Origin of the sequence: Komagataeibacter europaeus, from assembly GCF_002173515.1 — a bacterium.
Classification (GTDB): Bacteria; Pseudomonadota; Alphaproteobacteria; order Acetobacterales; family Acetobacteraceae; genus Komagataeibacter; species Komagataeibacter europaeus.
On the sequence record NZ_CP021468.1, the window covers coordinates 129,077 to 155,233 of the forward strand.

29 protein-coding genes and 1 pseudogene are annotated in these 26,157 nt (G+C 59.1%); 8 read left to right on the plus strand and 22 right to left on the minus strand.

Going from position 1 to position 26,157, the window contains the following annotated elements; translation table 11 throughout:
- Positions 1-185: 185 nt before the first annotated feature.
- From S101446_RS16450 to S101446_RS16495, 10 genes are read right to left on the minus strand one after another with little or no spacing between them, the layout of a single operon-like run.
- On the minus strand, positions 186-1,490 hold the full coding sequence (locus tag S101446_RS16450; protein ID WP_087608974.1) for a DUF1173 family protein: 1,305 nt from the start codon (positions 1,488-1,490) through the stop codon (positions 186-188).
- On the minus strand, positions 1,487-3,829 hold the full coding sequence (locus S101446_RS16455; protein ID WP_087608975.1) for a type IV secretory system conjugative DNA transfer family protein: 2,343 nt from the start codon (positions 3,827-3,829) through the stop codon (positions 1,487-1,489). The genes S101446_RS16450 and S101446_RS16455 overlap by 4 nt, the downstream gene beginning before the upstream one ends.
- Before the next feature lie 3 nt (positions 3,830-3,832).
- The gene (locus tag S101446_RS16460; RefSeq protein WP_087608976.1) at positions 3,833-4,438 is read right to left on the minus strand and encodes a hypothetical protein; all 606 of its coding nucleotides are present in this window, start codon (positions 4,436-4,438) and stop codon (positions 3,833-3,835) included.
- Positions 4,413-5,594, minus strand: a complete 1,182-nt coding sequence (locus S101446_RS16465; RefSeq protein ID WP_087608977.1) for a secretion/conjugation apparatus DotM-related subunit — start codon at positions 5,592-5,594, stop codon at positions 4,413-4,415. The genes S101446_RS16460 and S101446_RS16465 overlap by 26 nt, the downstream gene beginning before the upstream one ends.
- Positions 5,591-6,100 (minus strand): lytic transglycosylase domain-containing protein, encoded by a 510-nt coding sequence (locus tag S101446_RS16470; protein ID WP_087608978.1) that lies wholly within the window; start codon positions 6,098-6,100, stop codon positions 5,591-5,593. The genes S101446_RS16465 and S101446_RS16470 overlap by 4 nt, the downstream gene beginning before the upstream one ends.
- The gene (locus S101446_RS16475) at positions 6,097-6,519 is read right to left on the minus strand and encodes a hypothetical protein (protein WP_025811690.1); all 423 of its coding nucleotides are present in this window, start codon (positions 6,517-6,519) and stop codon (positions 6,097-6,099) included. The genes S101446_RS16470 and S101446_RS16475 overlap by 4 nt, the downstream gene beginning before the upstream one ends.
- Positions 6,516-6,764, minus strand: coding sequence for an IcmT/TraK family protein (gene icmT, locus S101446_RS16480; protein WP_053324023.1), 249 nt, complete (start codon positions 6,762-6,764; stop codon positions 6,516-6,518). Before icmT ends, S101446_RS16475 begins: the two co-directional genes overlap by 4 nt.
- Entirely contained in the window at positions 6,764-7,927 is a 1,164-nt protein-coding gene (locus S101446_RS16485; protein ID WP_087608979.1) for a type IV pilus twitching motility protein PilT, read from the minus strand. Before S101446_RS16485 ends, icmT begins: the two co-directional genes overlap by 1 nt.
- Positions 7,924-8,964: a type IV secretory system conjugative DNA transfer family protein gene (locus S101446_RS16490; protein ID WP_087608980.1), complete on the minus strand. Its 1,041-nt coding sequence runs from the start codon at positions 8,962-8,964 to the stop codon at positions 7,924-7,926. Before S101446_RS16490 ends, S101446_RS16485 begins: the two co-directional genes overlap by 4 nt.
- Complete coding sequence (locus S101446_RS16495) at positions 8,957-9,415, minus strand: DotD/TraH family lipoprotein (RefSeq protein WP_087608981.1); 459 nt, start codon at positions 9,413-9,415, stop codon at positions 8,957-8,959. Before S101446_RS16495 ends, S101446_RS16490 begins: the two co-directional genes overlap by 8 nt.
- A 326-nt stretch (positions 9,416-9,741) precedes the next feature.
- Between S101446_RS16495 and S101446_RS16500 the strand changes: the two genes are divergently transcribed.
- Positions 9,742-10,131 (plus strand): hypothetical protein, encoded by a 390-nt coding sequence (locus S101446_RS16500; RefSeq protein ID WP_007396668.1) that lies wholly within the window; start codon positions 9,742-9,744, stop codon positions 10,129-10,131.
- Positions 10,132-10,341: 210 nt separating this feature from the next.
- Here S101446_RS16500 and S101446_RS16505 read toward each other — a convergent pair whose 3' ends face one another.
- Positions 10,342-11,502 (minus strand): pyridoxal phosphate-dependent aminotransferase, encoded by a 1,161-nt coding sequence (locus tag S101446_RS16505; RefSeq protein ID WP_087609061.1) that lies wholly within the window; start codon positions 11,500-11,502, stop codon positions 10,342-10,344.
- 211 nt (positions 11,503-11,713) lie between these two features.
- On the opposite strand from S101446_RS16505, the gene S101446_RS16510 reads away from it, so the two are divergent.
- Entirely contained in the window at positions 11,714-12,091 is a 378-nt protein-coding gene (locus S101446_RS16510) for a helix-turn-helix domain-containing protein (protein WP_087608982.1), read from the plus strand.
- Between the two features lie 105 nt (positions 12,092-12,196).
- Here S101446_RS16510 and S101446_RS16515 read toward each other — a convergent pair.
- Positions 12,197-12,709, minus strand: a pseudogene (locus S101446_RS16515) (transposase); the annotation flags it as partial.
- A gap of 137 nt (positions 12,710-12,846) precedes the next feature.
- Between S101446_RS16515 and imm45 the strand changes: the two are divergent.
- From imm45 to S101446_RS16530, 4 genes are all read left to right on the plus strand, one after another.
- Positions 12,847-13,158, plus strand: a complete 312-nt coding sequence (gene imm45 / locus S101446_RS16520) for an Imm45 family immunity protein (protein ID WP_220464717.1) — start codon at positions 12,847-12,849, stop codon at positions 13,156-13,158.
- Between the two features lie 56 nt (positions 13,159-13,214).
- Positions 13,215-13,628 (plus strand): hypothetical protein, encoded by a 414-nt coding sequence (locus S101446_RS16525; protein WP_087608983.1) that lies wholly within the window; start codon positions 13,215-13,217, stop codon positions 13,626-13,628.
- 186 nt (positions 13,629-13,814) lie between these two features.
- Entirely contained in the window at positions 13,815-13,961 is a 147-nt protein-coding gene (locus S101446_RS17880) for a hypothetical protein (RefSeq protein ID WP_157684880.1), read from the plus strand.
- A gap of 58 nt (positions 13,962-14,019) precedes the next feature.
- Entirely contained in the window at positions 14,020-14,292 is a 273-nt protein-coding gene (locus S101446_RS16530; RefSeq protein ID WP_087608984.1) for a hemagglutinin repeat-containing protein, read from the plus strand.
- A 91-nt stretch (positions 14,293-14,383) separates the two neighbouring features.
- On the opposite strand, the gene S101446_RS16535 is transcribed toward S101446_RS16530, so the two are convergent.
- Entirely contained in the window at positions 14,384-14,734 is a 351-nt protein-coding gene (locus S101446_RS16535; RefSeq protein ID WP_087608985.1) for a hypothetical protein, read from the minus strand.
- A gap of 167 nt (positions 14,735-14,901) precedes the next feature.
- Between S101446_RS16535 and S101446_RS16540 the strand changes: the two genes are divergently transcribed.
- Positions 14,902-15,123 carry a hypothetical protein gene (locus S101446_RS16540; protein ID WP_087608986.1) on the plus strand — a complete coding sequence of 74 codons (222 nt, stop codon included), beginning with the start codon at positions 14,902-14,904 and terminating at the stop codon, positions 15,121-15,123.
- Between the two features lie 109 nt (positions 15,124-15,232).
- Positions 15,233-15,460, plus strand: coding sequence for a DNA-binding protein (locus tag S101446_RS16545; protein WP_244184676.1), 228 nt, complete (start codon positions 15,233-15,235; stop codon positions 15,458-15,460).
- Positions 15,461-15,555: 95 nt separating this feature from the next.
- Here S101446_RS16545 and S101446_RS16550 read toward each other — a convergent pair whose 3' ends face one another.
- From S101446_RS16550 to S101446_RS18550, 9 genes are all read right to left on the minus strand, one after another.
- The gene (locus S101446_RS16550) at positions 15,556-18,639 is read right to left on the minus strand and encodes a secretion protein (RefSeq protein ID WP_087608987.1); all 3,084 of its coding nucleotides are present in this window, start codon (positions 18,637-18,639) and stop codon (positions 15,556-15,558) included.
- Positions 18,640-18,652: 13 nt separating this feature from the next.
- Positions 18,653-19,054 (minus strand): hypothetical protein, encoded by a 402-nt coding sequence (locus S101446_RS18540; RefSeq protein ID WP_244184677.1) that lies wholly within the window; start codon positions 19,052-19,054, stop codon positions 18,653-18,655.
- 274 nt (positions 19,055-19,328) lie between these two features.
- Entirely contained in the window at positions 19,329-19,799 is a 471-nt protein-coding gene (locus S101446_RS16560; RefSeq protein ID WP_025811676.1) for a hypothetical protein, read from the minus strand.
- A gap of 915 nt (positions 19,800-20,714) precedes the next feature.
- Positions 20,715-21,260 carry a hypothetical protein gene (locus S101446_RS16565; RefSeq protein WP_048855554.1) on the minus strand — a complete coding sequence of 182 codons (546 nt, stop codon included), beginning with the start codon at positions 21,258-21,260 and terminating at the stop codon, positions 20,715-20,717.
- A gap of 17 nt (positions 21,261-21,277) precedes the next feature.
- Positions 21,278-21,832 (minus strand): hypothetical protein, encoded by a 555-nt coding sequence (locus S101446_RS18545; RefSeq protein ID WP_244184678.1) that lies wholly within the window; start codon positions 21,830-21,832, stop codon positions 21,278-21,280.
- A 678-nt stretch (positions 21,833-22,510) separates the two neighbouring features.
- On the minus strand, positions 22,511-23,749 hold the full coding sequence (locus S101446_RS16575) for a DotG/IcmE/VirB10 family protein (RefSeq protein WP_087608989.1): 1,239 nt from the start codon (positions 23,747-23,749) through the stop codon (positions 22,511-22,513).
- Positions 23,749-24,729 carry a DotH/IcmK family type IV secretion protein gene (locus tag S101446_RS16580; RefSeq protein WP_087608990.1) on the minus strand — a complete coding sequence of 327 codons (981 nt, stop codon included), beginning with the start codon at positions 24,727-24,729 and terminating at the stop codon, positions 23,749-23,751. Before S101446_RS16580 ends, S101446_RS16575 begins: the two co-directional genes overlap by 1 nt.
- Positions 24,726-25,361: a DotI/IcmL/TraM family protein gene (locus S101446_RS16585; RefSeq protein WP_010515538.1), complete on the minus strand. Its 636-nt coding sequence runs from the start codon at positions 25,359-25,361 to the stop codon at positions 24,726-24,728. Before S101446_RS16585 ends, S101446_RS16580 begins: the two co-directional genes overlap by 4 nt.
- Positions 25,362-25,493: 132 nt before the next feature.
- A complete protein-coding gene (locus S101446_RS18550; protein ID WP_238321952.1) occupies positions 25,494-26,051 on the minus strand; it encodes a hypothetical protein in 558 nt (185 codons plus the stop codon).
- Between the last annotated feature and the right edge of the window lie 106 nt (positions 26,052-26,157).

Genomic DNA, 26,157 nt, shown 5'->3' on the forward strand with positions numbered 1-26,157 from the left:
GTGTACTCTTTGGTAACCGCGCCTTTGCTATCGATAATCCCCATTCGCAGCAAAGCCGCATGGGCTGTCCGCTTGCTCTTCGTGTTCGCAAGGGTCTGCTTTCTTATTGCTGCCAGAGCAACCTGATGGGAGTTCAGCTTCATGGTGCTACATATAAGGCAGCCAAGTGAAGAAGTCACCCTGTTTTATCTCAGCCTGCCTGATGGAAAAGGCGGCATCCGGCTCCCTGTTGTCGCATCCCATGACCACCATCCACCTGCTCCGAAGGTCGCGTCGTAGTAGTTTTCTTTTTCGGCTCGTCTGGTAGTGTAGGCCTCATCCGTGCGACCGAAAACTTCCATTGGATATCCGTCATTCCGCGCCGTGTCCTGCAGGATGAAATCCGGGAAAACGAGATCCCGTTCCGCGTCGAAACGCAGTGGTTTTTCGAATGCGCGCCCCGCTGCCACGAGGGCATCGGCTACCGCCAGTTCATGGCCGCTTTCGAAAGGAAGCATGCTGCGAGAGACGGTCATCAGGGCACCGGTCCTGACTTCCGCCTGAATCCAGCCCTTCCATCGGCTATTGGGCGCTGCGATGGTTCGTGCCGTCACATAGAGCAACGCCACAACATGTGCCTGCCGCGCCGCTTCGGGCAGGGCGAGCGTGGCTGCCGCCAGCTGGTGCGACCGGGCAAGACGGTTCCTCTCAGCCGCAGGCACTGTCAGAAAGCAGCGGTAACCGTTGCGCTGGCCGCTCAGGGCCATCGTGAAATTGCCCCTGGGATCTGGTTCCAGAGCCTCCACGAACCCGATCAGGAACAGATGGTTTTCCTGTCCTTCTGTCCTGACAACGGCATGGAGACGCCGTCCGAACTTTTCATGCCCTGGGGCAACAGGACAGAGAAGATCGGAGATCAGTCTGCCCTGCGCCCGGATCCGGGTTCCGGCAGAGGCGATCCGGCCCAGGGCAACCGTCGGTGTGCGGTGTCCGGCGAATTGTGGCCGCCATTCGGTCAGCCCCGCCCGCTCCCACAGGAGATGGAGCAGCCCGAGAGGCGTCATCCGGCGCTGTCGCGCCTGTCCAGGCCGATCTGAAGCAGGCAGCGGCGTGTCATCGACTGGCCGGGGTGGCCCCTTGCGGCGCAGGCCGATCGACAGGGTCACAGCGACATCCCCATCCTCACCCTCGCGAATTACGCTATTTACATAGCTGGCGCGCCCACTTTTCTCCGGGTCAGGCTTGTAGAACGGGCATGTCTTTTCATGCAGCGGTCCTTCATTTGGCCAGACGGCGAGGTGATAACTGTGACTGTCCGCCCGGTAACGGATCTGTAGAGGCAGTGCGGCACCGCGATGCTGGCACAGGCATCGCGCCTTGTCAGAACGCTCCGCGCTCCGGCTTTCATCATATTTTGCCTTCAGGCGGCGTTCCCAGCGTTCCGGGTCGGTGCGGCGCCATTCGAGCTGGAACCTTTCCCCGCCAGGAAGGATGATGATCGTGCCCGTCATGCCGAGGTTTTTTCTCGCAATATCCTGATCTGGGCGAGGATTTCCTTTTCGGTCATTCCGGTGCTGGCCGCGCCCTCCTTCGGTGCGCCTTTTGTCATAGCGTCCCTGACACCCAATAGAAGCAGTGCCTGACGCCGGGCTACACCGGGCTGCCGGTCCACGCGGCGTTCAATAGCCTCCAGGCGTCCAAGCAGGTGACCGTCGATGGGAGGTATGGTGCGGGGCGGTGTCTGAAAACCGGGTTTCGGGATGGAGGCAGCATCACGCAGCATATAGGAAAACGGTGTCAGCATGTCTGTGCTGGCTGCGTGCTCATTCTCTTCATCGTCATTGGCGGTCGCAACCCGGCGTGGTGCGGCGGCGACTGCTGCACCAATCTGTGCAAAATTGCGCAGGATGTCTTGAGAACCTGGACCGAGGCGGTCGACTGCTTCCTGGAGTGCGCGAACATCCGGCTCGTCGTGTACCGTGGTCAGTTCAGACTGAAACAGGCCGCCTTCGATCGTCGCGAGGAGGGCGAGCAACTGCTGGTCCGGGGGCACCCGATTCAGGTCCAGCGGCGCTGCAAGCATGACCGGCTGGGCCATGCGGATCGCGCCTGACCGCCCATTGACGGCGGCAAAGAACGTCTTCGAATGGACGATGCGACCGGCATACATCGTTATGGCCTCGCCCTCGATGAGTGACTGAAGGTCTGCCCAGGGAATACGGGCGACTTCCCGGACTTCGGCACCCCGTCCTTCCCGGTAACTTCCCGCGGAGTTGCCTTCAAAATGCGTGGCCTGACTGACCTCGATCCGATCGGACTGCTTTTCGATCCACTCGCGCGTGCGCATGGCATCCTGCAGGCGCATGGCGTGGGTGAGGTTGGCGTTGCCGAGCAGGGTAAAGGCTTTGTCGCCGATGCGTGTCGTAAGACCCGGAAGATCCTGAAACCCCAGCCAGAACATGCAGTTCAGGCCGCGTCCCATGGCCAGCTGCCGGTCCATGCCGTCCGTGACGTAGGCGGAGAGTTCGTCGTAGAAAAAATGGAACGGCGCGTCGCCGCTGCCTGCCTTGAGCTTGAAGACCTGCTCAGCGGGGCCGTCGAGGCGGGCGCCAAGAAGCTGGGCCATGACGCCGCGACCGGCAGCAACCACGATCTTGCCCAGTCCGGCCAGCGTATCCGAGGAATTCTCCAGCGCGGGCAGCGTGACGACAAGAATGCGGCGGTTCAGCACCACATCGCGCATGTCGATATCAGGGATCTGGGCGCGGAAGATATGCCCGAGACTGACGCCAAGCTGTGTGAAGACCCGGGTGAAATACATCTTGGCGTAGCCATGCTGCTCGCTCGGTTTGTTTTCTTTCTGCTCATTCCACGCCAACGAGGAATCATACCCCGGCAGTTCGCCCAGATAGGCCTGGGCCGGATAGAGGATATCATCGGGAATTTCTGGAACGCTGATCTCAATGGGGTGATCGGAGCCGGGATTGCGGATCAGGAATACGCGATGCCGGGCCAGCGTGCCGATCCAGCGCAGTTCCATGGCGTAGCGCATGGTCTCGATGTTGATCGGCACGCCGTGCGTGTCGCGCATCCAGGTCAGCACCGGGGCGATCGTGCCGGCAAGGCCGACAGCCCGATCCCGAAAGACGCCGTTGGCGTCGTTGCTCGACGGCTCACCAAGCTGGCTGACCAGCATTTCACGGATGGCGTCGGCATTGCCGGTCGCAAACGGATTGAACGTATTGGACTGGCGGATGCCGCTTGCGGTCAGAAAATTGAGATTGAGAACCTGGTCGTCCAGCCCGAAGCGGCGGGCAAGCGCCAGTACATCGCCGTGGACCGTGTTGTCACCCTTGCCGTCGATCAGGATGAACCCGGATCCATGCGCGAGAGGATTGGCCAGCAGGGAGATGGCGGATGTCGTTTTGCCTGCACCCGTTGTGCCGGGCACGGCGGCGTGCTGGCGCCCCGCGTCGGATGAAAGCCAGAGTTGCTGGCCAGTCAGTCCGTCCGTTCCAAGATATATGATGCCTGCCGCGGCCCGCGGCCGACGGGTTTTGGGATCAAGATCGTGTTTGTCCTTCAGTCCGCAATACCTGGGCAGATGAAAAGGCAGCACGGGCTGGCGGGTCATGACCCAGAGCGTCAGGCAGAGGGCGAGGGGAAAGGTGATCCCGACGATCGCGGGAGCCAGCACGCTGAGCCCTGCCAGAATCATGAGGGCGAACCCGGAACTGCTGGATTGCAGCTCTTCGGCGATCCGGACCGTGAAGGGACGCGTGTCGCGATAGGTGGAGCCGTGTTTCAGTTGCTGGTGGACCTGCGGTCCTCCGATCTCGCGCTTCACCATGCTTCAGTCTTCCAGTCCGAAAGGAGATTTTCCGGTGCCGATTGTAGGCGCCACGGGAGCGGTTGGTGCCGTGGGGGAGACCGGCGCCGTCGGCGCTGTCTGCGCGCTACCTGAGGAGTGCGGATAAGTGACGACAGGCTGCTGCGTCATGATGCGTCGTGCGGCATCGATTTCCGCGCTCGCCGGGTGACCGTCAGGATTGCCGACCACATTTCCATCGACCGGCATGCGCGCGCCCGGCACATAGGTTGAGCTGACCCCTGGCGCGCCTTCGTCCGTCATGGGCGAGCCGGAGAGTGGGGGTAGAATTGCAGGCGGCCGTAGCATGCCAGTGGGCCCGGTGTCGGGAACAGCGCGGTCGGAAACCATGGCCTGACGTGTGCCGATGATCAGGATGGCGGCCAGCCCCCCGGCGATGAGCGCGGGCAACGCCTTTTTCAGGCGCCAGCGCCGTGCTGCTGCCGCTTCTGGTAAAGTCGGTGCCGCATCGCTCGTCTCCGTCTGCCCGAAATCAGATCCGAGATGGAAATGGAGCGGCTGTAAGCCTGTCCCGTCGAGTTCAATGGTGATGGGCGCCCGGCCATCAGCGTGCAGGATGATACGGGTCATGGGAAGATCCTTGTGCTTCGGGCATCGGGCGCAGGATGGCGAGTGCGTTCTCAACCGCAGGGATGTAGATCGGACGTTGGTAGCGCCGTTCTTCGCTCCAGTGCGCACGCGCGCCGGCGGCCTCGATGCGGGGATTGGGATGAAGGTCTTCGGCCGGGATTTCAGCAGGAAAGCCGAGTGAGTGCAGCGCGTACCACAATGATCGGTCGATCAGCTTCACGATGGCGAATGAGGAGGGTGCCAGTACGCCCGCCTGCCGCCGGGCTTCGTGCAGCAGGGTCATGAGCGCGGTCACGCTCCACCCGCTGCGTTCGCAGAGCGTATCGATACAGTTTGTGATTTCCTTGTCCTGCAGGGCAGAGCGGGCGCTTTGCATAACGGACTCTGGCACCGTGAGGGGCGCCAGCGGACCATGCGGACCATCAAGGCCAGCGTCGGCCAGACCGGCAGAGAGTTCACCAAGCAGGGCGAGGGCTTCCCGGCGCCTCTGGAGGTAGTGCATCGCAAAGGCAACGAGAAGCACCTGTTCGACAGGGGATGCGGCGTTGATGCTGGACCAGTGGCGGCCCAACTGGCGCGTGAATGCCTCGAGCGCGCCGGTTTCACTATAGCGGTCCTGTGCATCGACAGCGAAGCGCGCGCCCCATTCGGCACGTGTCAGAGCCGGGTCCGCGGGCAGGGGGATACCATCCGTGGGCGTTACAAGCCTGTCCAGTCGGCGTCGGACGAATCCTTTCAGTGTCGGAAACATTTCTGCCTGGACCGCGATCAGACCTTCCAGATCGAGCGCTTTTGCAAATCGGCCGGGGGCAGCACGCCACATGCATAACCCGCCCAGAAGGGCAATCACGATGGCCACCGGCCATTTCAGGGCATTGCCCAGGATCGCCAGTCCATAATAAAGCTGGATCGCCCTCACCAGATCCGGTCGATATTGCGCGGCCTGCAACTGGACCTGCAGGCGCATCAGGTCGGGATTAGACGTATGCAGCAGGTTGATCTGCCCCAGCATGGCCCGCAGATAGAAGGCCGTGATCTGCGTATGCCACAGGCCCCAGGCCATGTAGCTGAACAGGAGGACCCCGACGATGATGAGGATCGAGGAGAAGAGCAGATAGTCATCGCTGGATGACCATGGGACACGGCTCGTGCTCATGAGCGATCTCCCCTGCGGTTTCTGGCCATCATCGTGAGGGCGATGTCGTAGAAACGCCGGAGATAGGCGTTGCCATGGCGTGGGGTATGAGAGTGATAGAATGCTACGGCCTGCCAGAGGTCGCCGTGTGCTTCGTCCATCGCCTGACCAAGGATCCAGGCGCCTGCCTCGATATTGGCGCACGAACTGTCGCGCAGCGCTGCATATGTTTGCGCGGGCGTGCTGTGCCATCGCCTCGCGATGCGATCGACCCATGTCGTGTTGACCTGCATCGGCCCGAGATCCGCCGTGCCGTTACTGTTCGGGCTGACCATTCCGGGACGGCCGGCCTCGACATAGAGGAGGACGAGCAGCACGCCACGGGGCACGCTGGAGATTTTTGCCGAAGCCTCCAGACAGGCCGCAATCTGGCGGCCATTTTCTTCGACGCTCGTGGCGCGGGCGGTCGTGCTGGCGGCAAAAAGGGGAAACGTCCCGAGTGCCGCCAGAGCGAGGCGGGGGATCATGTCGCCCCCTGCAAGGTCGGCGCGACATCAGCGATCCGGCCATGGGCTTCGCCCCAGAAGTCGATCAGATGATTGAGGACCAGCGCGTCGTCCATCTCCGCAAGCCTCATCGTGACATCGATCAGACATAACATCACGACCGTAAATGAACCGGCGCGTACCTTGCGTACGGCATAGCCGAGCGCGCTGTCGGGCGTCCTGCTGACATCAAGGGCAAAGCCCGTCCCTGTCAGTTCCAGCCACAGGGCTTCGGCACTGATCAGGAAAACCGGCAGATAGGCTTCAGGGTGTGCCGCGTCAGCCGGTGGTACGACCACCCTTTTTCCGGTCCCAGGGTCCAGCAGTTCAATCGGCTTGCCGATTTTGGCCAGAAGCCGTGTCTGCGCGGCACTGATCGCCGCCAGATCGATCGCGCTCATGAGAACCGCCTCCTTTGCCATGTCGGCAGGGCGGTGCGGACCGGCCCGATGAGAAAGCGTCGGATGGAGCGTATCGCGGCCGGCAGCGTCAGCCCGAAAAACGAGATCGTCCCGAAAAACACCACGCCGAAGATCCCGATCAGCAGGGTGGTGAGGCTCCAGTGTGTCACGGAGATGAGAATGGGAAAGCAACTGCGGGCATCGAGAATGAAAACCCGGACAGGATAGGCCGTTGCACGCCACATCACGCGTCTCTCCTTTCTTCCGCCAGAGCGGTGTCTTCGGTGATCAGATCGGCATCAAGCAGTTTGCGGATGGCCTTTCCGAAAGACTGGCCCTGCGCCTCGACCGCGTCGGCCACGACGTCCGGCCAGTCTGTTGGCTCGGTCCGGGTCAGCTTGCGGCGCAGATCACGATCGAAGGTGAGGAATTCGCGGATCGCAACACGCCCGCCGCCCTTGCGGGGCACAAGGCGCTGGTTGATGCAGAACCGGAGCGCCTGAGCGAGGGCCGAGACCAGGTTGTCACGTTCCGAGGGGGGACAGAGCGCGATCGCGCGCTGGATCATGAGGGAGACGCTGTCTGCATGCAGCGTCGTGCCCAGGATACCGCCCATCATGGCGATATTGATGGCTGCATTCATGGTCTCGCCGTCCCGACATTCCGTGATGATGCCATCGCTCATCTCGCGGCGTGTCAGGCTGCGGGTGAATGTGGGAAAAGTCAGGGTGGGGGGGCGGATCTCCGTCTGGCTGATCCGCGAGCCTGAAGGCGGTCGCAGGTCGTCCAGCAGGAACTCGATGGGCTCCTCGCCGGTTGCCATGTCGCAATATACGGTCGGGTCCATGAGTTTTTCGATGGCAAGCCCGAATTGCAACGTGGTCTTTCCGGAACCGGTTGCCCCGCCAAACAGGACCATGCCGCTTTTGAGCCTGTTCGTGTCCCGGATTTCCTGTTCGACCATCTGCTGGTCAAGGCTTGCGGGGCGGGCGGGGATCGGACGCATGACGATATGGACGCCGCTGCCCCGCTTGACCGAAATGGGTGAAAGATTGATCCGGAAACGCAGATTGACCTTGCGGTCCAGTGCCACGCTGTAGGCCGTATCGAGGATATGGCCGACACCAAGCATGGCCATCCCGTCAGAGGCATAGACATGGCCGACGATATCCGCCAGCGCGAGGGAGTCCGTCGCTTTACATGTGGCGTAGCGGATCACGCCGTGCACCTTGATCGTGACCGGATGGCCGGTCTTGATGTCGATGCGCGAGGCGCCGAGGCCATGCGCCCAGCGAAGGAGGGAGTCCAGCCCCGGCGCGTTACGCCGTCGCTCCTCGACCCAGGCAAACGCTTTCCTGCTTTCATCCGGCCAGCGTTCGTCGGTCGTGACGGGGACGGTGATATTCATCGGCAATGCTCCGGATAACCGTAGTCGCTTCCGGGCCGGACGTGGCCCTGAAGCCCCGGCTGGCTCGCGATCCGGATCGTGCGGTCATTGAGGTGGAGGGTGTCTCCTCCTCCCACGGCGTCCTGGTGCTCGAACACGACGCGCGGTTCTTCGACGCGCCCGGCGTTCAGCAGCACCCGGTAGCGGGCCATGCCGGTAATGTCGCGCTGTAGGCGCGACAGATCGGAGAGGAAGATCTCGGTCGCCTGCTTTTCTCCATCTGCCCAGCCTTCGGCCACCCACTGGTTCCAGTGTGACACTTCCGCCTTTGTGCGGGGCAGGGCCGCGGCCACCGGGTGATGCGGTTTGCCCCATGTCCGGACGAGATACGTGCGCCAGTCCGGGGGCGCGGATGTCAGTTGTGCCTCCCGGGTGATCTCGAAAACACATTCTGTCTCGTGCGCCACCTGGCCGGTGTCATTGAGCGCAAAGGCCATCTGTGCCTCGGTGACGATGGGGGGCTGCATGAGGGTCTGGCCGCTCCCGATCGGAAGCACGATCGACCGGAAATCATAAGTGGCGTCGAGTGTCTCCTCGTGGCGCCGCAGCATCTCGTTGATGGCGAATGCCCGGGCGGCCAGACCGCCCTGCGCGCCGTAAATATGCGCGGCTTCCCGAAGCTGGGCGCTTCGACCGGGTTTCAGGTCACCGCCTGGCTCGTCATTGGGACGGGTGTTCTCAAGGGCCTCAAGAGAGGGTGGCGCTTCGCCGCCGACCACCTCGTCGAGCGTCGAGGCCCCTGTCACCGGTTTATTGATGGGATTGGCAAGGGCGGGGTCAGCCCCGTCCACCTGATCCGCACCCGGCTGGGGCGGCTGTGGCTCCGGGACCAATGTGCCGCTGCGGGCCGATGGCGGGGATGGAGACGATGTCGGTAGCCGGACGTGCTGCCCCTCCTCAATGACAACCTTCCCCGTGGAGACAGACGCCGCATGGGTCGGGCTGCCTGCGGCCGTCACGACGATGGCCGAAGATAGAAAGAGCGCCATTTTACGCATGCCAGGCCACCGTTATCGCGTGGTGAAGCGGGTCTACCGAGACCATGGCCTGATCTCCGGCCTGATCGCCCAATGTCCGAAGGATATCCACCACGGCGGCAACGCTGTTGGTCGCGACGCGCATTGCTCGGGGATGGCCGGTGACAATCACGCTATAGCCAATCTCCTGGCCGAGTTTTGCGACGGCCTTGCCCAGCGGGCCGTCCCACACGAACCAGATCCGGCGGGTCAGGTCATCGGGGAGCGGGGGTTGGTTGGTAGACGCAAGGACCGGAGACGGGCGGATGCTGCCAAGTTCACGAAGATCAGTCGTGGTCTCTGCTATTGACCGCTGCAAGGCCAGTTCAGGATTGGCCATGCCGGTCGTCGCAATGGGAGAAGGTGACGACAGGCTCTGCGCACAGGCGTTGAGCGCCATGGGCAAAAGAAAAATGAGCAGAGAATGTTTCATGAGCTTCTCCGGATAACGGGAGAAGCTTCGAAGATCATCTTGCGACTGCTACAGCAAAAATTGGCTGCGTTGCTTTTTCTTTCATGCAGGCCCCGAGAGCAGATTCGTGTCCTCTTTTGGGGTATGCTGTCGCCGGATTGACGCGCAGAATTGCGTGGGACAGGAGCAACCCTTTTCTATTTTCGGCTCTGAACGTGAGGGGATCACCGGCAGCCATCCATGTTGCTGACAGTCCTACCAAGCATCTGATGTGCGCTGAACAATCTGTATCGATGGGACACAATGAGGTATGTCGATGATATGTAGCCGAGAGGGTAGAGTGCAGGATGAAGATCATCAGAACGGCCATCGTGATGGCGATCATTGCAGGCACGAGTGCCTGTTCGTCCACGGGTGATGCTTCCATAAAGAAAACAACCATCGCGGAAGTTGATCAGAATATTCATGATGGTGTGACAACTTCATCCCAGGTGCGTCAGATTTACGGTGAACCGGGGCAGAAAACCTATGAAGATGGTTATGAGGTCTGGATTTATAGTTTTACGTCCGGCAGGGAGGATGGTCTTTCAATAGCGCAGGACGTAGTCGGACTTGGCATGCTTGGAGAAAGATCAAATAACAAAAGCAAGATGCTGACTGTTGTGTTGAGTAACGGGATCGTGCTGAAGCATAGTTTTGCCACCTCGCATTTCAGCTCCAGCAGTGGCTTGAGGTAGTAATGTCGTAGGCAGGTAATGGTTGGGTGCGAGTGTATGGAGCTGGATAAGGTATACAGCACGGGCTGACTATAATGAAGGCGTGTGCCGGAGAACTTAAGTTGGAAGAAACCGCCTGCATGGTCCGTAGTAGTGGGTCGTGGTAAGTGCGTATTCGCATGTCTCCTGATCAGAAACACAGCTATACGCGCTCCAGACGTATATCCCCCTTTAAGTCACTGCATTGACGGGTAAGCAGTCCCTCTGGTGACGAAACCATGGGACCATGCGGCGAATGGCTTCTTCAATCTGGTCCGTTGCTACCGCAAAGCTGAAACGGATGAAGTATTTCCCGTCTACGGGGTCGAAATCAATGCCCGGTGCTGTCGTAACACCCGTATCCAGCAACAGGCGCTTGCAAAACGCCATGCTGTCATCCGTCAGGTGCCGGATATCGGCATAGATATAGAACGCTCCATCTGGTGGCGCGATATGGCGCAGCCCCATTTCGGGCAGGGCACGCAGCAGCAGGTCACGATTGCGCCGGTAGGTTTCCATATGCCCTTCAAGCTCATCGCGGCAATCGAAGGCGGCGAGGGCCGCGTGCTGGCTGAGGGCGGCGGGCGGCAGGAATAGATTACCCATCCGCGCGCGGGCGGCTTCCACCTTTGCTGGCGGGACAACCAGCCACCCCAGCCGCCACGGCGCCATGCTGAAGTATTTGGAAAAACTGTTTACCACCAGCGCATCGGAATCATATTCCAGAATACTGTGCGCGCGTTCGCCAAAACTCAGACCGTGATAGATTTCATCCGATATGATGCAAATCCCGTGCGCGCGACAGACGTCAACGATGCACCGTATTTCATCAGGAGACAGGATGGTACCGGTGGGGTTGGCGGGACTGGCCAGGATCAACCCGTCGGGAACGGGTTCAAGCGCTGCGATGGCGCGGGAGGTCAACTGGAAGCGTTCTTTTTCCCCACACGGAATTTCAACCGGTTCCATATGGAGCGAGCGCACGACATTGCGGTAGGCCACATAACCCGGTCGCGCCATGGCTACATGCGCGCCGGGCACAAAACTGGTCATGAGCGCCAGAACCAGCGCGGGTGATGCGCCACAGGTCAGGATAATCTGTTCAGGCTGGAGCGAAACGCCATATGTTTCGTCATAGTGCAGGGCGATCCGTTCCTTCAGGGGCTGGCTTTCCCAATAGCCCATGGGGTCGGTCGCCAGTATGTGCTGGGCGCGTTCGATCGCCGCGCTTGGCGCGCCGGTGGAAGGCTGGCCAAATTCCATATGAATGATGCTGCGCCCCTGCGCGGCCAGTTCATGTGCCAGTGCGCTGATGGACAGCGCGTGGAAGGGATCGATTGGCGGCACAGGCATCATGACCTCAAGGTGGAGAAAATAGACTTATAGGGCGATGATCGCCCTGCGACCAGAAACTGCCTTTGGAAATCAGGCGGTCTGCCCACCGTTTTCTACGCGACGTGCCATCTCCTGCCAGGAACGTGTTGTGAAGGCCAGAGGATGGAGTTTACAGAATTCCATATTTGACGGTATAAGGCACTTTATCTGCCAAATATGAGTGATAGCAATGGGCTCACCAAAATCCCGCGCGGCTCTTGAACGACTGGGGCGTGACCTTCGTGGCGCGCGCCTGCGGCGCGGCATAGCGATAGCCGACCTGGCCGTTCGTGCCGGCACGTCAGCAAGTTCCATCGCGCGCCTGGAAAAGGGAGACCCGGGCGTGGGGATCGGCACTCTGGCCGACGTGCTTGTCGTGCTTGGTCTTCTGGACCGGTTGGCCGACCTGATTGATATCCGCAAGGATGATCTGGGACTGGCATTGGCTGCTGAACGTCAGCCTCGTCGAGGCCGGTCTTCTGCGGCCACGTTACGCAGGCAACAGGATAAGGATAAGGCCACGCATGGGGGAGCGGATGTTATTGATATGGACGGTGCTTCGTTCTGATGGCTGATTTCAGCGCCCATGTCGTTCTTGGCGACAGCCTGACCCCCGTGTGTTGATTTTCACTGAGAACTGGGCTCTTCCGCCAAGTGTGTGGTGATTTTTGCGCTATGAGATTGGAAGTACACGTGCCCTGAGGAGTTCGAAGTCTGCTCCCCCGAACATGGTGCGCTTTATCATCTTCAATCGACTGATCTGTCGCTCAACAGGGCTGGTTGTCCACGATGTCACAAGAGAAGCCCGAATGGCTGCGGCATCCCGTTCAAGGGCTGGAACCAGACGGGAGAGCAGGGTATCCTTTCCGGCTTCCAGTAAAAGCCTGAGGTTGTCTTCTGATTTCCTGCAGAGCAGATTTTGCATTCTCCGCACCCAGCTGGTTGTTTTTCCCAGTTGGGGTTCTGCTGCAAAATGTTCCCTGACAAACAGGGTCTGCTGATCGGCAAGTGTTCCAGGATCCGTCAATAGGAGGCGTGCCAGTTTCTGTCCGAGGGGAGGTACAGCATGGCGTCGGGCGTGCTGTTGTGGAGACGCAGCCTGCCGTGTCGTCAACCATTTCCGCACGATCCCATATTTTCCGGTAAAGCCCAGACTGACCAGCTCCCGCCACAGTGTCGTGGCGTTATTCTTTAGATACACTGCATGGACGGTTTGAAGTCATACGATCAAGCGATGGAAAGCACATGGGAGAGGTAAATATAGACTTCAATCCTACCGGTTCGGCGGATAATTCAGGTAGGCATAACTTGAGAGTGAAATGAATGACAATTTTTCATAAAATAACGGAATATAATAAAGATGTATTTCGTGGGGGTATAATTAGGCTTGTCGGAAGATATCCTTATGAAGAAAGAGTCGATTTTATGGTTTTTGATACAATGAACAAGGATAGGCCCTATGGCCTCATTGTAACGACTGGCTATAAATCTGGCCTTATAGTCTGTAAATTTCCGATAGAATGTGCTGGAAAAGAGGGAGGAGTAAGTATCGAATGGATTAAAAAAATTGGGACGATTGGATTTACCCAGAATGTCCAATATCAGATGCAAAAATTTCAGATGGATATAAAATAATAGATAGAGACATTTGAATTAATGGGTTTATTAACAAAATTTACGGTGTGTCTGCTATGATTATGCTATTGAGAGTAGAGAACAAAAAGCCAATTGAGGTAGATGAGTTTTCTAAAATTGAGAAAGCGCTCAGGTCATTAAGGAGTTATGGACCACATTCTTATGCTATATTAGAGAGTAGTGATGGTTCATACATACAGGTTGCGGGTGGAAGGGTAACGTGCGTACTAGAACTTCGGGAAAAAAAAGATAACAAACATCTTAGAGCTTATCTTCCCATTCCACATGTTTGTTATACCGGTGAACAAACTTTGATGTTTGGGGCAGGGAAAGTAAAAATGCTACCAGATGAAATTTTATTCATAAATGATGTGGTGTCTGCATTCAGAGCGTTTTTTGAAAATGTACCTTTCCCATCGACTATTAAGTGGAGGGATATGTCAAATATTTTTAATGATCCTTCAACATAATAAGTAAGGGACCGGCTGTTGATTTTTACTGAAAACCGACTCTTATAAGATATAAATTTTCATCGAGAACTGACCCAGAAAATGCTATTTCTGGCATAGTAAGGCAGGCGGGATACCGTTGTCGGGCGGCAGCGTGGCGCTGGCGGAAAGGCGCAGTCGCTCAGCGCGCTGGGCGATACCACGCTTGTGGCAGGGCAGGGGATCACGCTGGGTTCGGTTGCGGCGAGCGCGTGGCAGGACATCGAGCAGCATGATTACAGCCACCGCGCGGTCGAGACGGAGAATTTCGGGGCGTTGGTCAGCATGGGCGGGAACCTGACGGCGGCGACCTGACCCTCGCGGGCGCCACGGTCGCGGTCGGGAGGTCGGCCACGCTGATGGCGATGGGCACGTGAACCTTAACGCGGTCACCGACAGCCAGTCCTCCTATATCCGCACGGTCGAGCACGGCTTCTTCAACAGGACCACCAGGACCTCGAGTGAAAGGTCCACCGATCAGGTCGGCAGCATGGTGGCGGCCAATGATAATGTCACCGTGGTCTCGGACAAGGATATGTCCGTGGCAGGTTCTGTCGCCGGCGGCGGCAATCTCACGCTCCAGGCCGGTTGTCGCACGTCAACAGGTTTGGAACTGCGGGACACAAGAAATGGAACCCCATCATAGTCCACAAACGGCCTGCTGATGGGGTTCTAAAATGGCTCTGATAGACTTCTAAAAGCGTGCCGTGCCACCCTGAATGCAGGGAGGAAATTTGTCACGTGTGGAAGCTGATCGAGACGTGACCTTTTGCGCCAGGCACGCCCATACCATCCCCGCCATCACGTCCTGCCATGGCGGTCAGAACAATCTTCCCGTTAATCTTGAGTGACGCATCATGGCCACGGCGACCGGGATCAGCAGAGATCATATCTCCTTCGCTGCATGGGAAGAGGAATGCTTGTTTTATCTGTCCCGGCTGTGGTGCCGGGTCTCGTGGAAAGCTGCCAAAATTCCCGCTATGTTCGGCCATGCTGTCAACCTTTAGCCGCCGCGCTCCTATCGGTGCACGTATTTCCCCAGCTTCCGTGAACACCTTGCTTTCGATTTGTCTGTTGGTACTGATCATGGGGAGTCCTGAATGGTCCATCAAAACTGGAAACATTATACTGGATGCACGCCTGTCTCCAAAGAACCATCTTTTTCAATCGTCCAGCAGAGGCTATATTGGCTGCGGCACGTCGCGACACGGTGTAATTCAGCCTGCCGTAGGACCGTCCCTATGACGGGATCGCTATGTGGGGTTCAAGGCTGGCCCCACCGGCGTGCCACTCTTTCGCGTCGCAGGACATCGAGCAGCATGATTACAGCCACCGCGCGGCCGAGACGGAGAATTTCGGGGCGTCCATCAGCACGGGCGGGAACCTGACGGCGGCCACCCTCGGCGGCGACCTCACCCTGGCGGGCGCCACGGTCGCGGCCGGGAAGTCGGCCACGTTGCTGGCGACGGGCACGTGAACCTCAACGCGGTCACCGACAACCAGTCCTCCTATAGCGATAGCCGACCTGTCCGTTCGTGTCGGCACGTCAGCAAGTTCCATCGCGCGCCTGGAAAAGGGAGATCCCGGTGTCGGGATCGCGTCTCTGGCGCGACGTGTTTGTCGTAATTGGTCTTTCGGGCCGCATGGCCAACCTGATTGATATCCGCAAGGATGATTTGGGACTGGCATTGGCTGCTGAACGGCAGCCCCGGTGGGGCCGATCTTCTGCGACCACGTCGCGCAGGCAGCAAGAGAAGGATAAGGCCACGCATGGGGGAGTGGAAATTATTGACATGGACGGTGCTCCGTTCTGATGCCTGATTTCAGCGCCCATATCGTCCTTGGCGTTTGCCTCAACATTACCGTAACATTCAAGATGTGAGGCCGTCAGGAAATTACCGGCCACTTTTTACTCACTGGCAATTTCGAGTTCCGATTGCTCATCAATGGCGCGCAGGGTTTCATACAATCCCGCGGCTACGCCTCTACCTTCCACGATCTCGTCCGCCAGTTCGTCCAGAACGCCGGCAAATGCTTCATCAGTCGCGAGACCGAAAACATTCATGCGTTCGCTTTTTCTGCGTTCGATCTCGCTGTTTGCTGTTCCCGAGGGAAATACGGTGGCGAGCATCCGCAGGGCTCGGGCAAAGTGGATCCGTTTGTAAAGGCGCGAACGGAGCGCCGTGTCTCCAGGCGTCGTCGAGAAAGACCAGAGTTCGATTGGCCCCAGGACGTTCACCAGAAGCTGTTCATACTTTGCTTCTCCGGCCGACATGTCCACGAAGAATGGCGCACCATTCTTTCCCGGTCCCGGCAGCGCGTTGCGGATTACATAGGTGCTGGCATCGGACAGCTTGAAGCGTCGGATAAGGCTGTCTGCCGTCTCCTGATCACCGCATTTGAGGACCCATCGGGCGGTTGATATCTTGTAGAGGTCCTCGCTGAAATCGGTATGGTTCTGTGAAATGAAGGCGAGCTGGACGTTGTGCTTGCGCCCCTCGCGGCCGTCGCGCACAGCCTGCTTGTCTACCTGGGGTGCTGGTTCGGTACGGTGCCACTCATCGAAGTCGACACGCTTCGTCGTTTCATACATCTCCGTGAAGCGGGCGAGATGATAGTCCCGCATGGACGGGGGCATATGCGGGTCGTCGGCATAATCGGGATGGAGAAAGAAATTCCGGGCCAGGATATGACGGCCAAGCATATACATGAGCGCTGTCTGGCGGTTGGCCGCGGGAGAGCCGGATGGTGCCACCTCGGCAAGATCGAGAACGATCACGCGCGCGTCTCCCATATCCAGCCTTGTCGGGGACGCCAGCATGGGAAAATTCTTGATCACGTTCATGATGTAGCGATCAAACGTGTCGATCAGGCTTTCACCAGTTTCCAAGGTGATCTTGGAATAGCGTTTTTCGATTTCCGGACTGCGTGCCGCAATCAGCAGATCCTGCAGGACTGGTACGGCATGACGCTGGGCAAAACCTGCAAGGCGGTATTCCCTGAGATTTACAAGGGCATCGACGACATCCCGCCACCATGTCGGATCGTCTTCTCCCGCATGGTGGGGCAGGCTGATGCCCAGCGATGTTATTGCGGCATCGACGTCGGGCTCGATCCCTGGAGTGTAGATTTTGGGCGTGCCCCCCTGCACCCCGGTACAGAGGCGGTAGGCTTCATCAATCACGTCCTCTACGAGATGGTCCATGCCCTCCCACGGCCTGCCATCCAGCGGCGTGGCAAGGAGCGAGATGAAATTCTGCAGGAAGACGCGCTCGAGTGGCAGGGGATATTCCAGTCCGACCTGGGTATCGAAGACATTGACCTCGAAGCCCGGGATTGCCTGCATCTTGACGTAAACCGCCTCGTGCTGGCGTTCGGGGCCAAGCGCGTTGCGCAGCATCTCGATCAGTCCGCGCGAGGACGGCCCGATATCGAGCTTGCCGATATAGGGGAGCTTCGTGCCGTGGCTGCTGATCGCGGCGCTGCTGAGGATCAAGCCCAGCAGAATGGTATTGGCCAGAACGGATTTTCCGCCGCCAGGCGGGGCTACGATAATGTCTACGACGGATGGGCGTAGCCCGCCCCCGGTCGGATCATAGGGCCAGATTGAACCATCGGGTTTGCGGAAGAGAATGGATCCCCTCTGCCACGGTGACGCACTGCGTGCCCACGGCATCATGGAGAACGCGTCACCGACAAGAGCGAGCGATGAGGTCGCAGTCGAACCGAGCGCCAGGGCAGGGACAGAACCCATGGCCGCCTCCAGCGGATCGCCAGAGATCCGCGTTGTCTTGCTGTTGCCCCACGCATCAATTGCCTGGGAGAGGTCCGACGCCTGCCGTCGCAGCTTCGCCTCTGCTCCAACCGGAGCCCAGGTTGTGGCGGTCATGCGCATCCGCACGGAATTATGGTTGTTTTTCTGGCGCTCCAGCTTGAGTGCGGCAAACGCCCGTCGAATGTCGCTATTTCCGGGAAACATCGCCAGAAACCCGGCTCCGGCTTCCTTGAAGCCGAAGGCGGCGCGGCCGCCACCCTCCAGGATCATGGCGCTGCGCCACGGCAGTCTCTTGCGGCCAAGCACGCTGGAGAGTTCGGAAAACGGGCGCGGATCCTCTGGGCCAATCGTCATGTCGACCGGGGCGTATGTATAATCCCCCACGGTCACGAGCTGTCCGCCTTTCGTTTCGGCGTCGGCATTGAAGATCTGGTCCCGGATCGCTGGCCAGAGCAGGCCCTGCGGATGTGGCTGCGGGTCATCCAGATCGTCCGGAAGCCGTGGCATTACCCGGTCACCCAACAAGGTCGGTTTCCAGGCGGAGCCCGCCGTTTCACGATAGGTCGCTTCGCGCGCGACCTGCAATGCCTGATGTGGACCGAGGAATTCGCAGGAAATGTCGAACCCCTGCAAGGCGGCCTGGACGCGTAAAATGAACGATTCATGGCGGGCCGCCATGATATCGGAGCGCAGGGCAAAACGTTGGGTGTTGCCCACGCGGGGAAATTGGGAGGCAAGGGTCCGGCGCTCCTCTGCCACCTGTTTGCGGTCCTCACGTGTCAGCACGCTGGGCCGGGTCCACAGGACATAGCAAGTGGCCTCCCAGCGCATGACGTTTGGCCAGCGCCGGCGCCTCTCTTCGATGACGTCCGAAAGGTCTGCTCCGATCTGTCTGGCTATGGACCGGCAACCATTGAGACTCAGGCGGTCAATCTCGATACCTGAGCGCTCGGGATCGGAAATATACCATCCCACGATGGCATGGCCACGTTCTTCAAGGAGACCCTGCAATTCTATACGCTGCTGCTCGGCGAGCGCTTCCACTTCCTGCCGCGTACACATACGACGCAGGCCATTGATGCGCAGTACGGAGACATATTCACCGCGTTTGGTGATGAGATGGTCCCCGTGCGTACTTTCCACCTCGCAGAATGAGGCAAGGGGCTGGCGCAGCCCGAGGCTGATGCCGGCCAGCAGATTGGAAAGAATACCGCCCATTGATATGATCCTGTCATGTCATGACCGGTTGGGGATCGGCATCAAGCCATTCCCTGACGAGCGCCGGGTAGATGTCGGTGGGGCCGTTATGGAGACGGCCCAGGGGGAAGAGCCGGATGCCGTCCATCAGGGCGGTCGCGCTTTCATTGATCTGCGGGTCAGCCCGGTTCGCCATCAGCAGGGCAGTCGCCAGCAGTCGGGGAGAGGTTGTCTCCAGCCGCCGCCGGGCTTCGGTCGTTCGCGCGTGCAAAGCGCGGAGCACAGCGAGAGCGCTTTTGCATTGCGCAGGCATCATCGCAGTGTCCGACCCTGACGCAATCGTGTCCATTGCACGATGCCAGACGACATCCTGTCCGTTTGGCCCATTGCCGAGCGTCTGGATGAGGGCCTGATGCGCGCAGCGGGTCAGGGTCATGATGCGGGCCTGCGGCAGTTTCGGCCACCATATCAGGACGGCTTCGCGTTCAATGGCCGGACGGGTCGGATCCTGCAGGATATTGCATAAGGCGCAGACAGGCCCGGGTCCGTCACCATGCCATGGAAACCTGCGACCAGGCGTTATCAGGCCGCAGCAGGCACATGTGAAAAGGCCCGGCTCACCCATCTCCCTGGCGCCTGGCGCTGACGGATCCCATGGGCGCGGCAGCAGCCGGAAAGACTGGGTGAGACGGGCCATTGCGATCGGGTTCCTAGCCGCCGCTCGTGAACTGATAGGCCTGAGCCTGCGTACCAACGGTTGCCGAGCCACCGGACGCGGTGTTGGCAGCCTTGTTGATCCACTGCGGACCCGTTGCGAAAAGACCGCACAGCACGATGCCGGCGATTGCCATACCGACCTTTCCGGGCGAACGGTTCTGTTCGTTGCGGCTCTGCCAGGCCGCCCATACGCCGCCGATGAAGCAGATGAAGGCAGCGACATACATGCATGCTGCAGCGACAAAGCCGCCCGCTGTCAGCCCCTCCTGGGCGGTGGCCTGCATCTGGGCCCCGATACCGTTTGCGCTGCCGGTTGCGGATTGGGCCAGCGCATGGCTGGCAATGAGGATCGGGACGGCCAATGTGCCAAGTGCCGTGACGGCACGCTGGCTGTATCCGACCCGTTTGGTCACAAGACGCGTCAATCGCCCCGTGTCGGGGATGCTTGTGCGAGAGAGGTTCATGGTCAAGGGCTCCGTTAAAGAGGGAGGCATGTCCCTCGGAGGAGTCTTCGGCCAGTAACATGCGACTGCGAATGTTTTTTCCGAAAAAATCTATCTTGTCGAACGGTACACTATGACTTTGGTATAAAAATCCGGGAAATATATCTTGATCCAGAACCGCTCGGATCTTCAGTAAAAACGAAATATTTCTTGTTTAACTTCTCTAAAATGTGAACGGCAAACAAAAGTGATCGAGAAGAGTTTAGGTATTACCGTGAATACGACCTTATTTCTGCATGGACCTCAAATTTTATGGGTCTGTTATCCTAATCATAAACAGGTATCATACGATCAACCATTGATTGGAACGGATGATAAACTCTCAATTATCCTTGATAGGCATTTTAGAAATACCATAACCAAGAACACCAATGATGATTGGCATGCCAATGAAGGCGAAGAACTGCATAAAGGTCATTCTCGAAGCCCCCTAAAACGGTCTGTGCCCGTTGAGGGAGAAAATATGCCATTCCCAGCCAGAAAGCGACTCCCAAGATAACGATATGAGTAGGAATGCGGTTGGCCGTCAGATTAAAAAATGACGCAGCCAAAGGAGATAGGACACCTAGCGAAAGGCAAGATCCTGCAGCGGTATCCTGCAGGTTTGCCCGCAGCTTGGTCCGCTCGTTATGAACAAGATTACCCATCCCAGTCATCGTGTTTGGCGGCTTCAAGTTCCCTTGCGATCAGGCTGCGGATTGCTCCAGCATGGTTAATGCCCTGGCGCACGGCCATATGTGACCATCTCACCAGATGGGGGCGCCCCGCTTTTTCGGGTTATTATTTCCCAATTTTATCATGTTTATCGGTTATCAAAAAAATGCGCAGGAAGGTCGAACCTTAGCTAATCTCAGCGCTACGGGTTGGGTTATGATTTTAGCCGGACGTTGTCCAGTGGCTCAGGATCCAGGTTGCTTCCTTGACGGGATTGAGGAGGATCACGCCGAAAACGAACTGGATGAGGCAACTGAGTTTTGAGCGGTTTGTTTTTCCGGTCGCCGATGCGTTCCACGCAACGACCGCCATGAACGCCGCCCAGGCGCCGAACATTTCGAAGAACAGGGCGAAATCACTGACGATTGACAGGATGGCATCCTCTGGGCCAGTCCCGGAAATGACGCTTCCCGTCGTCGCTTCCGTGTAGCCGGTGACAGAAGCTCCCAGCGCAACCTGCGTATCGAGACCGGCAGAGGTGGTGGACTTGGTGAGTATCCTGTCAAAGGTGGCAAAGACGCCGGACAGGACAATCCCGATCCAGGGCACCCAGGGACGGCCGACGAACGGGTTCTGGGGCTGGCGCTGCTGCCATAATCCCCATGCCCCGGTCAGGAAGGCAATCCACGCTGCAATATAGCAGGCCATTGGCAGCAGCCAGGCCATGGCGAGAGCGAGATCGTTGACGAGGTTGACCAGACCTTGCACGTCGATGTGTCCTTGCCTTACTGGATGACGCCGCGTTCAGCCTGGATCACCCACATCGTGCCGCGTTGAGAGATGGCGCGCACACGACCATATCCGCGGAGATCCGTGCCGATTTCGATTTCGGACTGCGGCGGTTGCCCGGCCGGCGCAGCGTCGTCCTGCACCATGGCTAGCTGGGGAGATGCGGCAAGTATCCGGTAGTGGGGCGTCCATGTCGGGGGCGGAGCAGGAGGCGTCGGGCGCATTTTCGCTGTCCGGGACGCTGGAGATTGCGGCGGCATTGGTGCTGGCTGCGGCTCGGCCGCCGCGGCTTCCAGAGCTGCCCGTGCCTTGTCGGCCGCGGCGCGTGTGGCGGCCGGTCCATCTGAGGGGGGTGCTTCGGCGTCGGCCACGGCTCGTTTCGCTTCGAGGAGCGACATCCGGCGGTTGAGATCCGAAGCCTTTGCCGTATCTGCGATACGCAGCCGGTCAAGATCCTGCCGGAGTGCTGCGATCTCGCTGCGGGTCCGCTGCACCAGTGCTGCTTCTTCCGTTACAAGCTGCAGCACCTGCAACTGGTCGTCCGATGTCATGGGAGCCGCTTGCAGGCGGGTTGCTTTCTGGACCGCATCGTCCGTCGGAATAGCCTTTTCGATGCCAGTGTCGTGTTTCTGCGCGGGCGTGTTCTCGGCCGACGGGGTAGTCGGTATTGGGCCGGCGGGATGGGGCGGCTTTTTCATAGCAAGAAGTGCCTTGAGATCCTCATCTGTAGCCGAGACCTGAGGTGCCGGGGGTGATGGCGATGATGTAGGTGAGTGCCCCGGCGCTGGAGACGCTTTGGGGCCTGATGGCAGCGGGGCGGAAATCATTCCGACTTCCTGGCCCACGGGAGACGCCTGCCTCTTTGCTATGCCCATCACGAGGAAGAGGGAGAGCAGGCTGCCGACGGCAGTACCCGCGATCATGACCTGCCTGCGACGCGGAAGCGCCCTGAAAAGGGCTATTGCATGTGGAACGGGTCGGTTCCTGTCAGGTGCTGCTGTCACAGGTTGAAGGTGAGGGGAGGAAGGCTCGGCAATTATGTCCGCCTCGGGCGAAGGGTCAGGCTCGGGCATTGTGCCCAGCTTGCGGAACGGAACAGGTTCGATGCCGCGATCCGCGCTGAACGGATCCCGGGACGTCGTTGCGGTTGCGGCTGAGGTCATGGTGAATGCTGCCTTCTGGTAGAGAGTGCAGAATTCGTCGATATCATGCGACCGGTGCCCGAAAATTTACTTCTTCATGACGACGTCCGACATGAAGATCACGCCAACACTGACCTGAGCGGCAAGATTTACGCGCGGCTGGGTCGGCATCTGCTGCATGAGCGCGCTGTTGACCTGCGAGGCCGCCGCACCGGCCGCCACGCCCAGTTGTTGCGGAAAATTCAGTGACTGGACGTAGTTGACGTTGCCGAGGGCTCCGATCGAACCGGTCGTGTTCGACGTCATCTCGATCGCCTGCCCGAGCCCCTGGACAAAGGCGGCTGCGGCGGGAAGAACAAAGCGCTCAACGTATAGCTGGTCAACGCTTGAGGCCACCGCAGCTTCCATGGTGTCCGGCGCAACCACCATACCTTCGACCTGGATCGGGGTCGGATCATTCTTATGGAAGACCTGATCAACGTGGACAACCAGCCTGTTCAGATGTCCCCCGGCCCTTCTGACGGATGCTTTCATCCTGTCGCCAGCGAGTGGACCTGAATCAGCTTCCAGGATGATTTCTCCCCCGAGATCGCTGTTGGTTGCTGAAACCGTATGGGCGTAAATCCCCCGCCCGGCAGGAACAAGGACGCGGGAGAGGGCCGTCTGGGAATTTGCTGTCGCCGCCGAAGTTATTGAAGGGGAGACCATCGGTTTCTTTGTCTGCTCCCTTCCGGTTTCCGTCTTTTCATACAGGACATTTGTGACAGGAAAGCGTCCATCAAGACGGCCTGCAAGATCCATGATCGCATGTCTGTATGCGGCGATTGCGTCCTTCTGGAGCTGCGGGTCACGTGGCATGGCAGCACGGAAGGCTGCATCCGTCTGCACTGGTACGACGGGAACGCTTGGCACGACCTCAGGTGCGTGTGGGGCTGGCGCTGCGGCGGCCTTGGCCATCGCCGGGTTGACGTCCGCCCCGACCTCCTGGGCGACCGGGGGCGGGGGAGGCTTGTCGTCGGGATGGGTGGGCGTGCCCGGCGCAATATCAGGTGAATACGACTGTCCCGCAGTCTGTGCCCGGTCTGCCTCGTCGCGGATCTGATCTTCGCGGAGTTCCTGCTGGCGCGGATTGGAATTCAGGCCGCCGGGCAGGGGGTTGGCGGCGGGCGGCCTGCCGGGGTCCGAGCGTGGAAGCTCCTTACGGTGGATGGTGGAGATGAGCAGCGTGACGCCAAGAACGGTGCCGATACTCCCAAGGATTGCGAGCAGACGCCGGTTTCCGCCCCGCGACGCATCACTGAACAGCTGGTTGAACCTGGGTTTCATCACTGTGCGTCCCTGATATGGGCCGAGACCGTCCGTCCCGCGTCGGAGAGAAGGACAACGGGAGACTCATGGAAGGCATAGAGCGTGTATCCCCCTTCACCGTGCTCCATGCTGTCCGAGGAGGGCGTCATGAGGTGAAGGCGCGTGCGAAGATAGACCTCGTTTCCAATCCGCCAGGCGCGCACGTCATCGGGTGAAATACCCTCGACGGCCAGCGGAACGGCTGACGCTGGTGGAATGCCGCTTAGCATGGCGTTCATGTAGGGCTCGCCTGTCGCGGGTACTCCGGGGCGGCTGTCGACCGGCTCCCGGGCATTGGGGCCTCCCTCGGACATGCGAACGGTCAGGTTGTCATCGTAGGATCCACGTCCCGCGATCAACAGGAAGGAGACTGGCTTTGGCGCGGTCTGAAGCGTTACGAGCAGTCCACCTCTGGGCTGGAGCGACATCGGTTCGATATTGATGGTATTGGAGCCCTTGAACGGGACGCAGGTATAGAAACCTGTTGTCTCAACCGCAGGATTCCCGGCTGATGTGCCGCTTTTGCCGGAAGCACAGTTCGTGCTGCCGTCCGGGTTGGCGGAATTGCCAGACGTATTCCATGCGATCGGCCAGGGCTGTCCCGTGCTGTCCACGAAGGACAATGCGGTCGGATAGCCTTTTGTCGTAAAGATCAGGCTTGTCTGCTGACCAGGCGCAAAGGAGACACGGATCGCAGGGCGCGCATTAGGGGTCGCGAATTCCGTACCGACCTGCTCCGTGGCACGACGCACGTTCTTCAGGCGTTCCCCCAGCCGAAGGATTTCTTCGGGCGTGAACGGAATGGCCTCATGCTCGGCCTCACCTTCGGCTGCTGTATCAGGATCGTCTGCGGGTGCCGTTGCCGTAGGCCCGGGCTGTGATGGCTGCTGTGCGAGTGCCGCAAGTGGCAGGATGGACAGGGTCAGCGGAAAGAGAGAAAGAATTCTCACGGTTGTCACTCCCTCCCCGACGAAACGACAAGCTGTTCGATGGCCAGTCCATCCGGGTGATCCAGGTCCTCCACGCGATCAATCGTCACGGTTGCCATTAGCATTTGCGTATTCTGCTGGTTCACGTTTTCGCAGGTCTGGATGAAAGGAAACTGTATTACGTAGCGCGAATGTCCCTGCACGACAGTCTCGGCGCGTACGGTCGCGGCCCGTGTCGGCTGCGCATAACAGAGCAGTTTTGCATCCCTGAGTTTCGCCAGATTCCCCTGCGTAATGAAAGACTTTGCAAAGGTGTTCCATCCGTTGAGCGTGTAGTGAGCGCCCGCGGTGTTCATCTGGGTTGGAAAATCACGATAGTTGATGTTGTAGGGTGCGATCGCCCATTTGACGGCCCAGCCGAGAAGCTGGTCCTGGCCAAGTACCGGACTGGTGAGCGCCACGGCCGGTCGGGGAGCATTCTGGCCGTCAACGTAGAAATAAAGGGGTGTGGGCGGGTGTGCACGGATATAGGCGTCGTGCGCCGCGAACACGATGACCACGCCCGCCAGTGCGATGTTGAGCAGCAGTGATCTGTCTACAACAATCCCCTGAAAGTCGGGGTCGGTAAGCCGCCTGGTTACTGCGGAATTAAACAGCCGCATGGCGCGCCTCCCTTACGGGGGCATGAAAAAAGGTGGTCATCACTCTACTCTCATTTCCCGACGGTGATGAGAGCAGGCTGGAAGTCTATCTTGCGACCGGCACGTTTTTTCTTTGACGGTTCCCGCTACTACTCAGGCGGCAATGCCATGCGTGGCGGCAATGCTGCGGCGGTACCGTCTGCTGACCCGGTCGCCCCCCTTGCGGGTGGTCCAGAAAAAGCATCCGCTCTTGCAGAGGCATTCCCGCCGGATGTAGTGGTGTTCGCCGATATAATATTCGGCCCTCGCATGAATGAACCAGGGCACTTTCGCGCCGCGTCGTGGCGGAAGCTGTTCCCAGCAGCTTTGGGATTTCAGCGCGCTTTCCGAAATAAGAAAGTCCCGCGCAATTTCACGCGGGTTCTGAAATGCAAAATGGCGGTATGCGATTTCAATGTTGGCGGCCTCGTGCCACCGTACCTTGTCTCCTCCCTTATGTCCTGTGAGGGTCAGCCTGTTGAGGCTGTTCCTGACAAGCCATGTCCGTCCCCGCCGGGCTTCATGAGGAAGCAGGGAGGCCTGTTCCCATGTCAGGACAGCTTCGGGATCTGCGGGAATGGCGCTCCGCTTTTCGGCAAGTATGGTCTCCGCCTGTATTTTTGAGAGCCTGATGCGCGGTGGCAGGCCAAGCTGCTTTCTTTTTGCACGCACGCTCCCGGCCGAGCGGCCAAGCATCTCGGCTATGTCGGCGGTTTTATCACCACAGAGCCAGCGTTGGCCAAGGATGAGCAGCTGGGTCCTTGTCCATGCTCCCCTG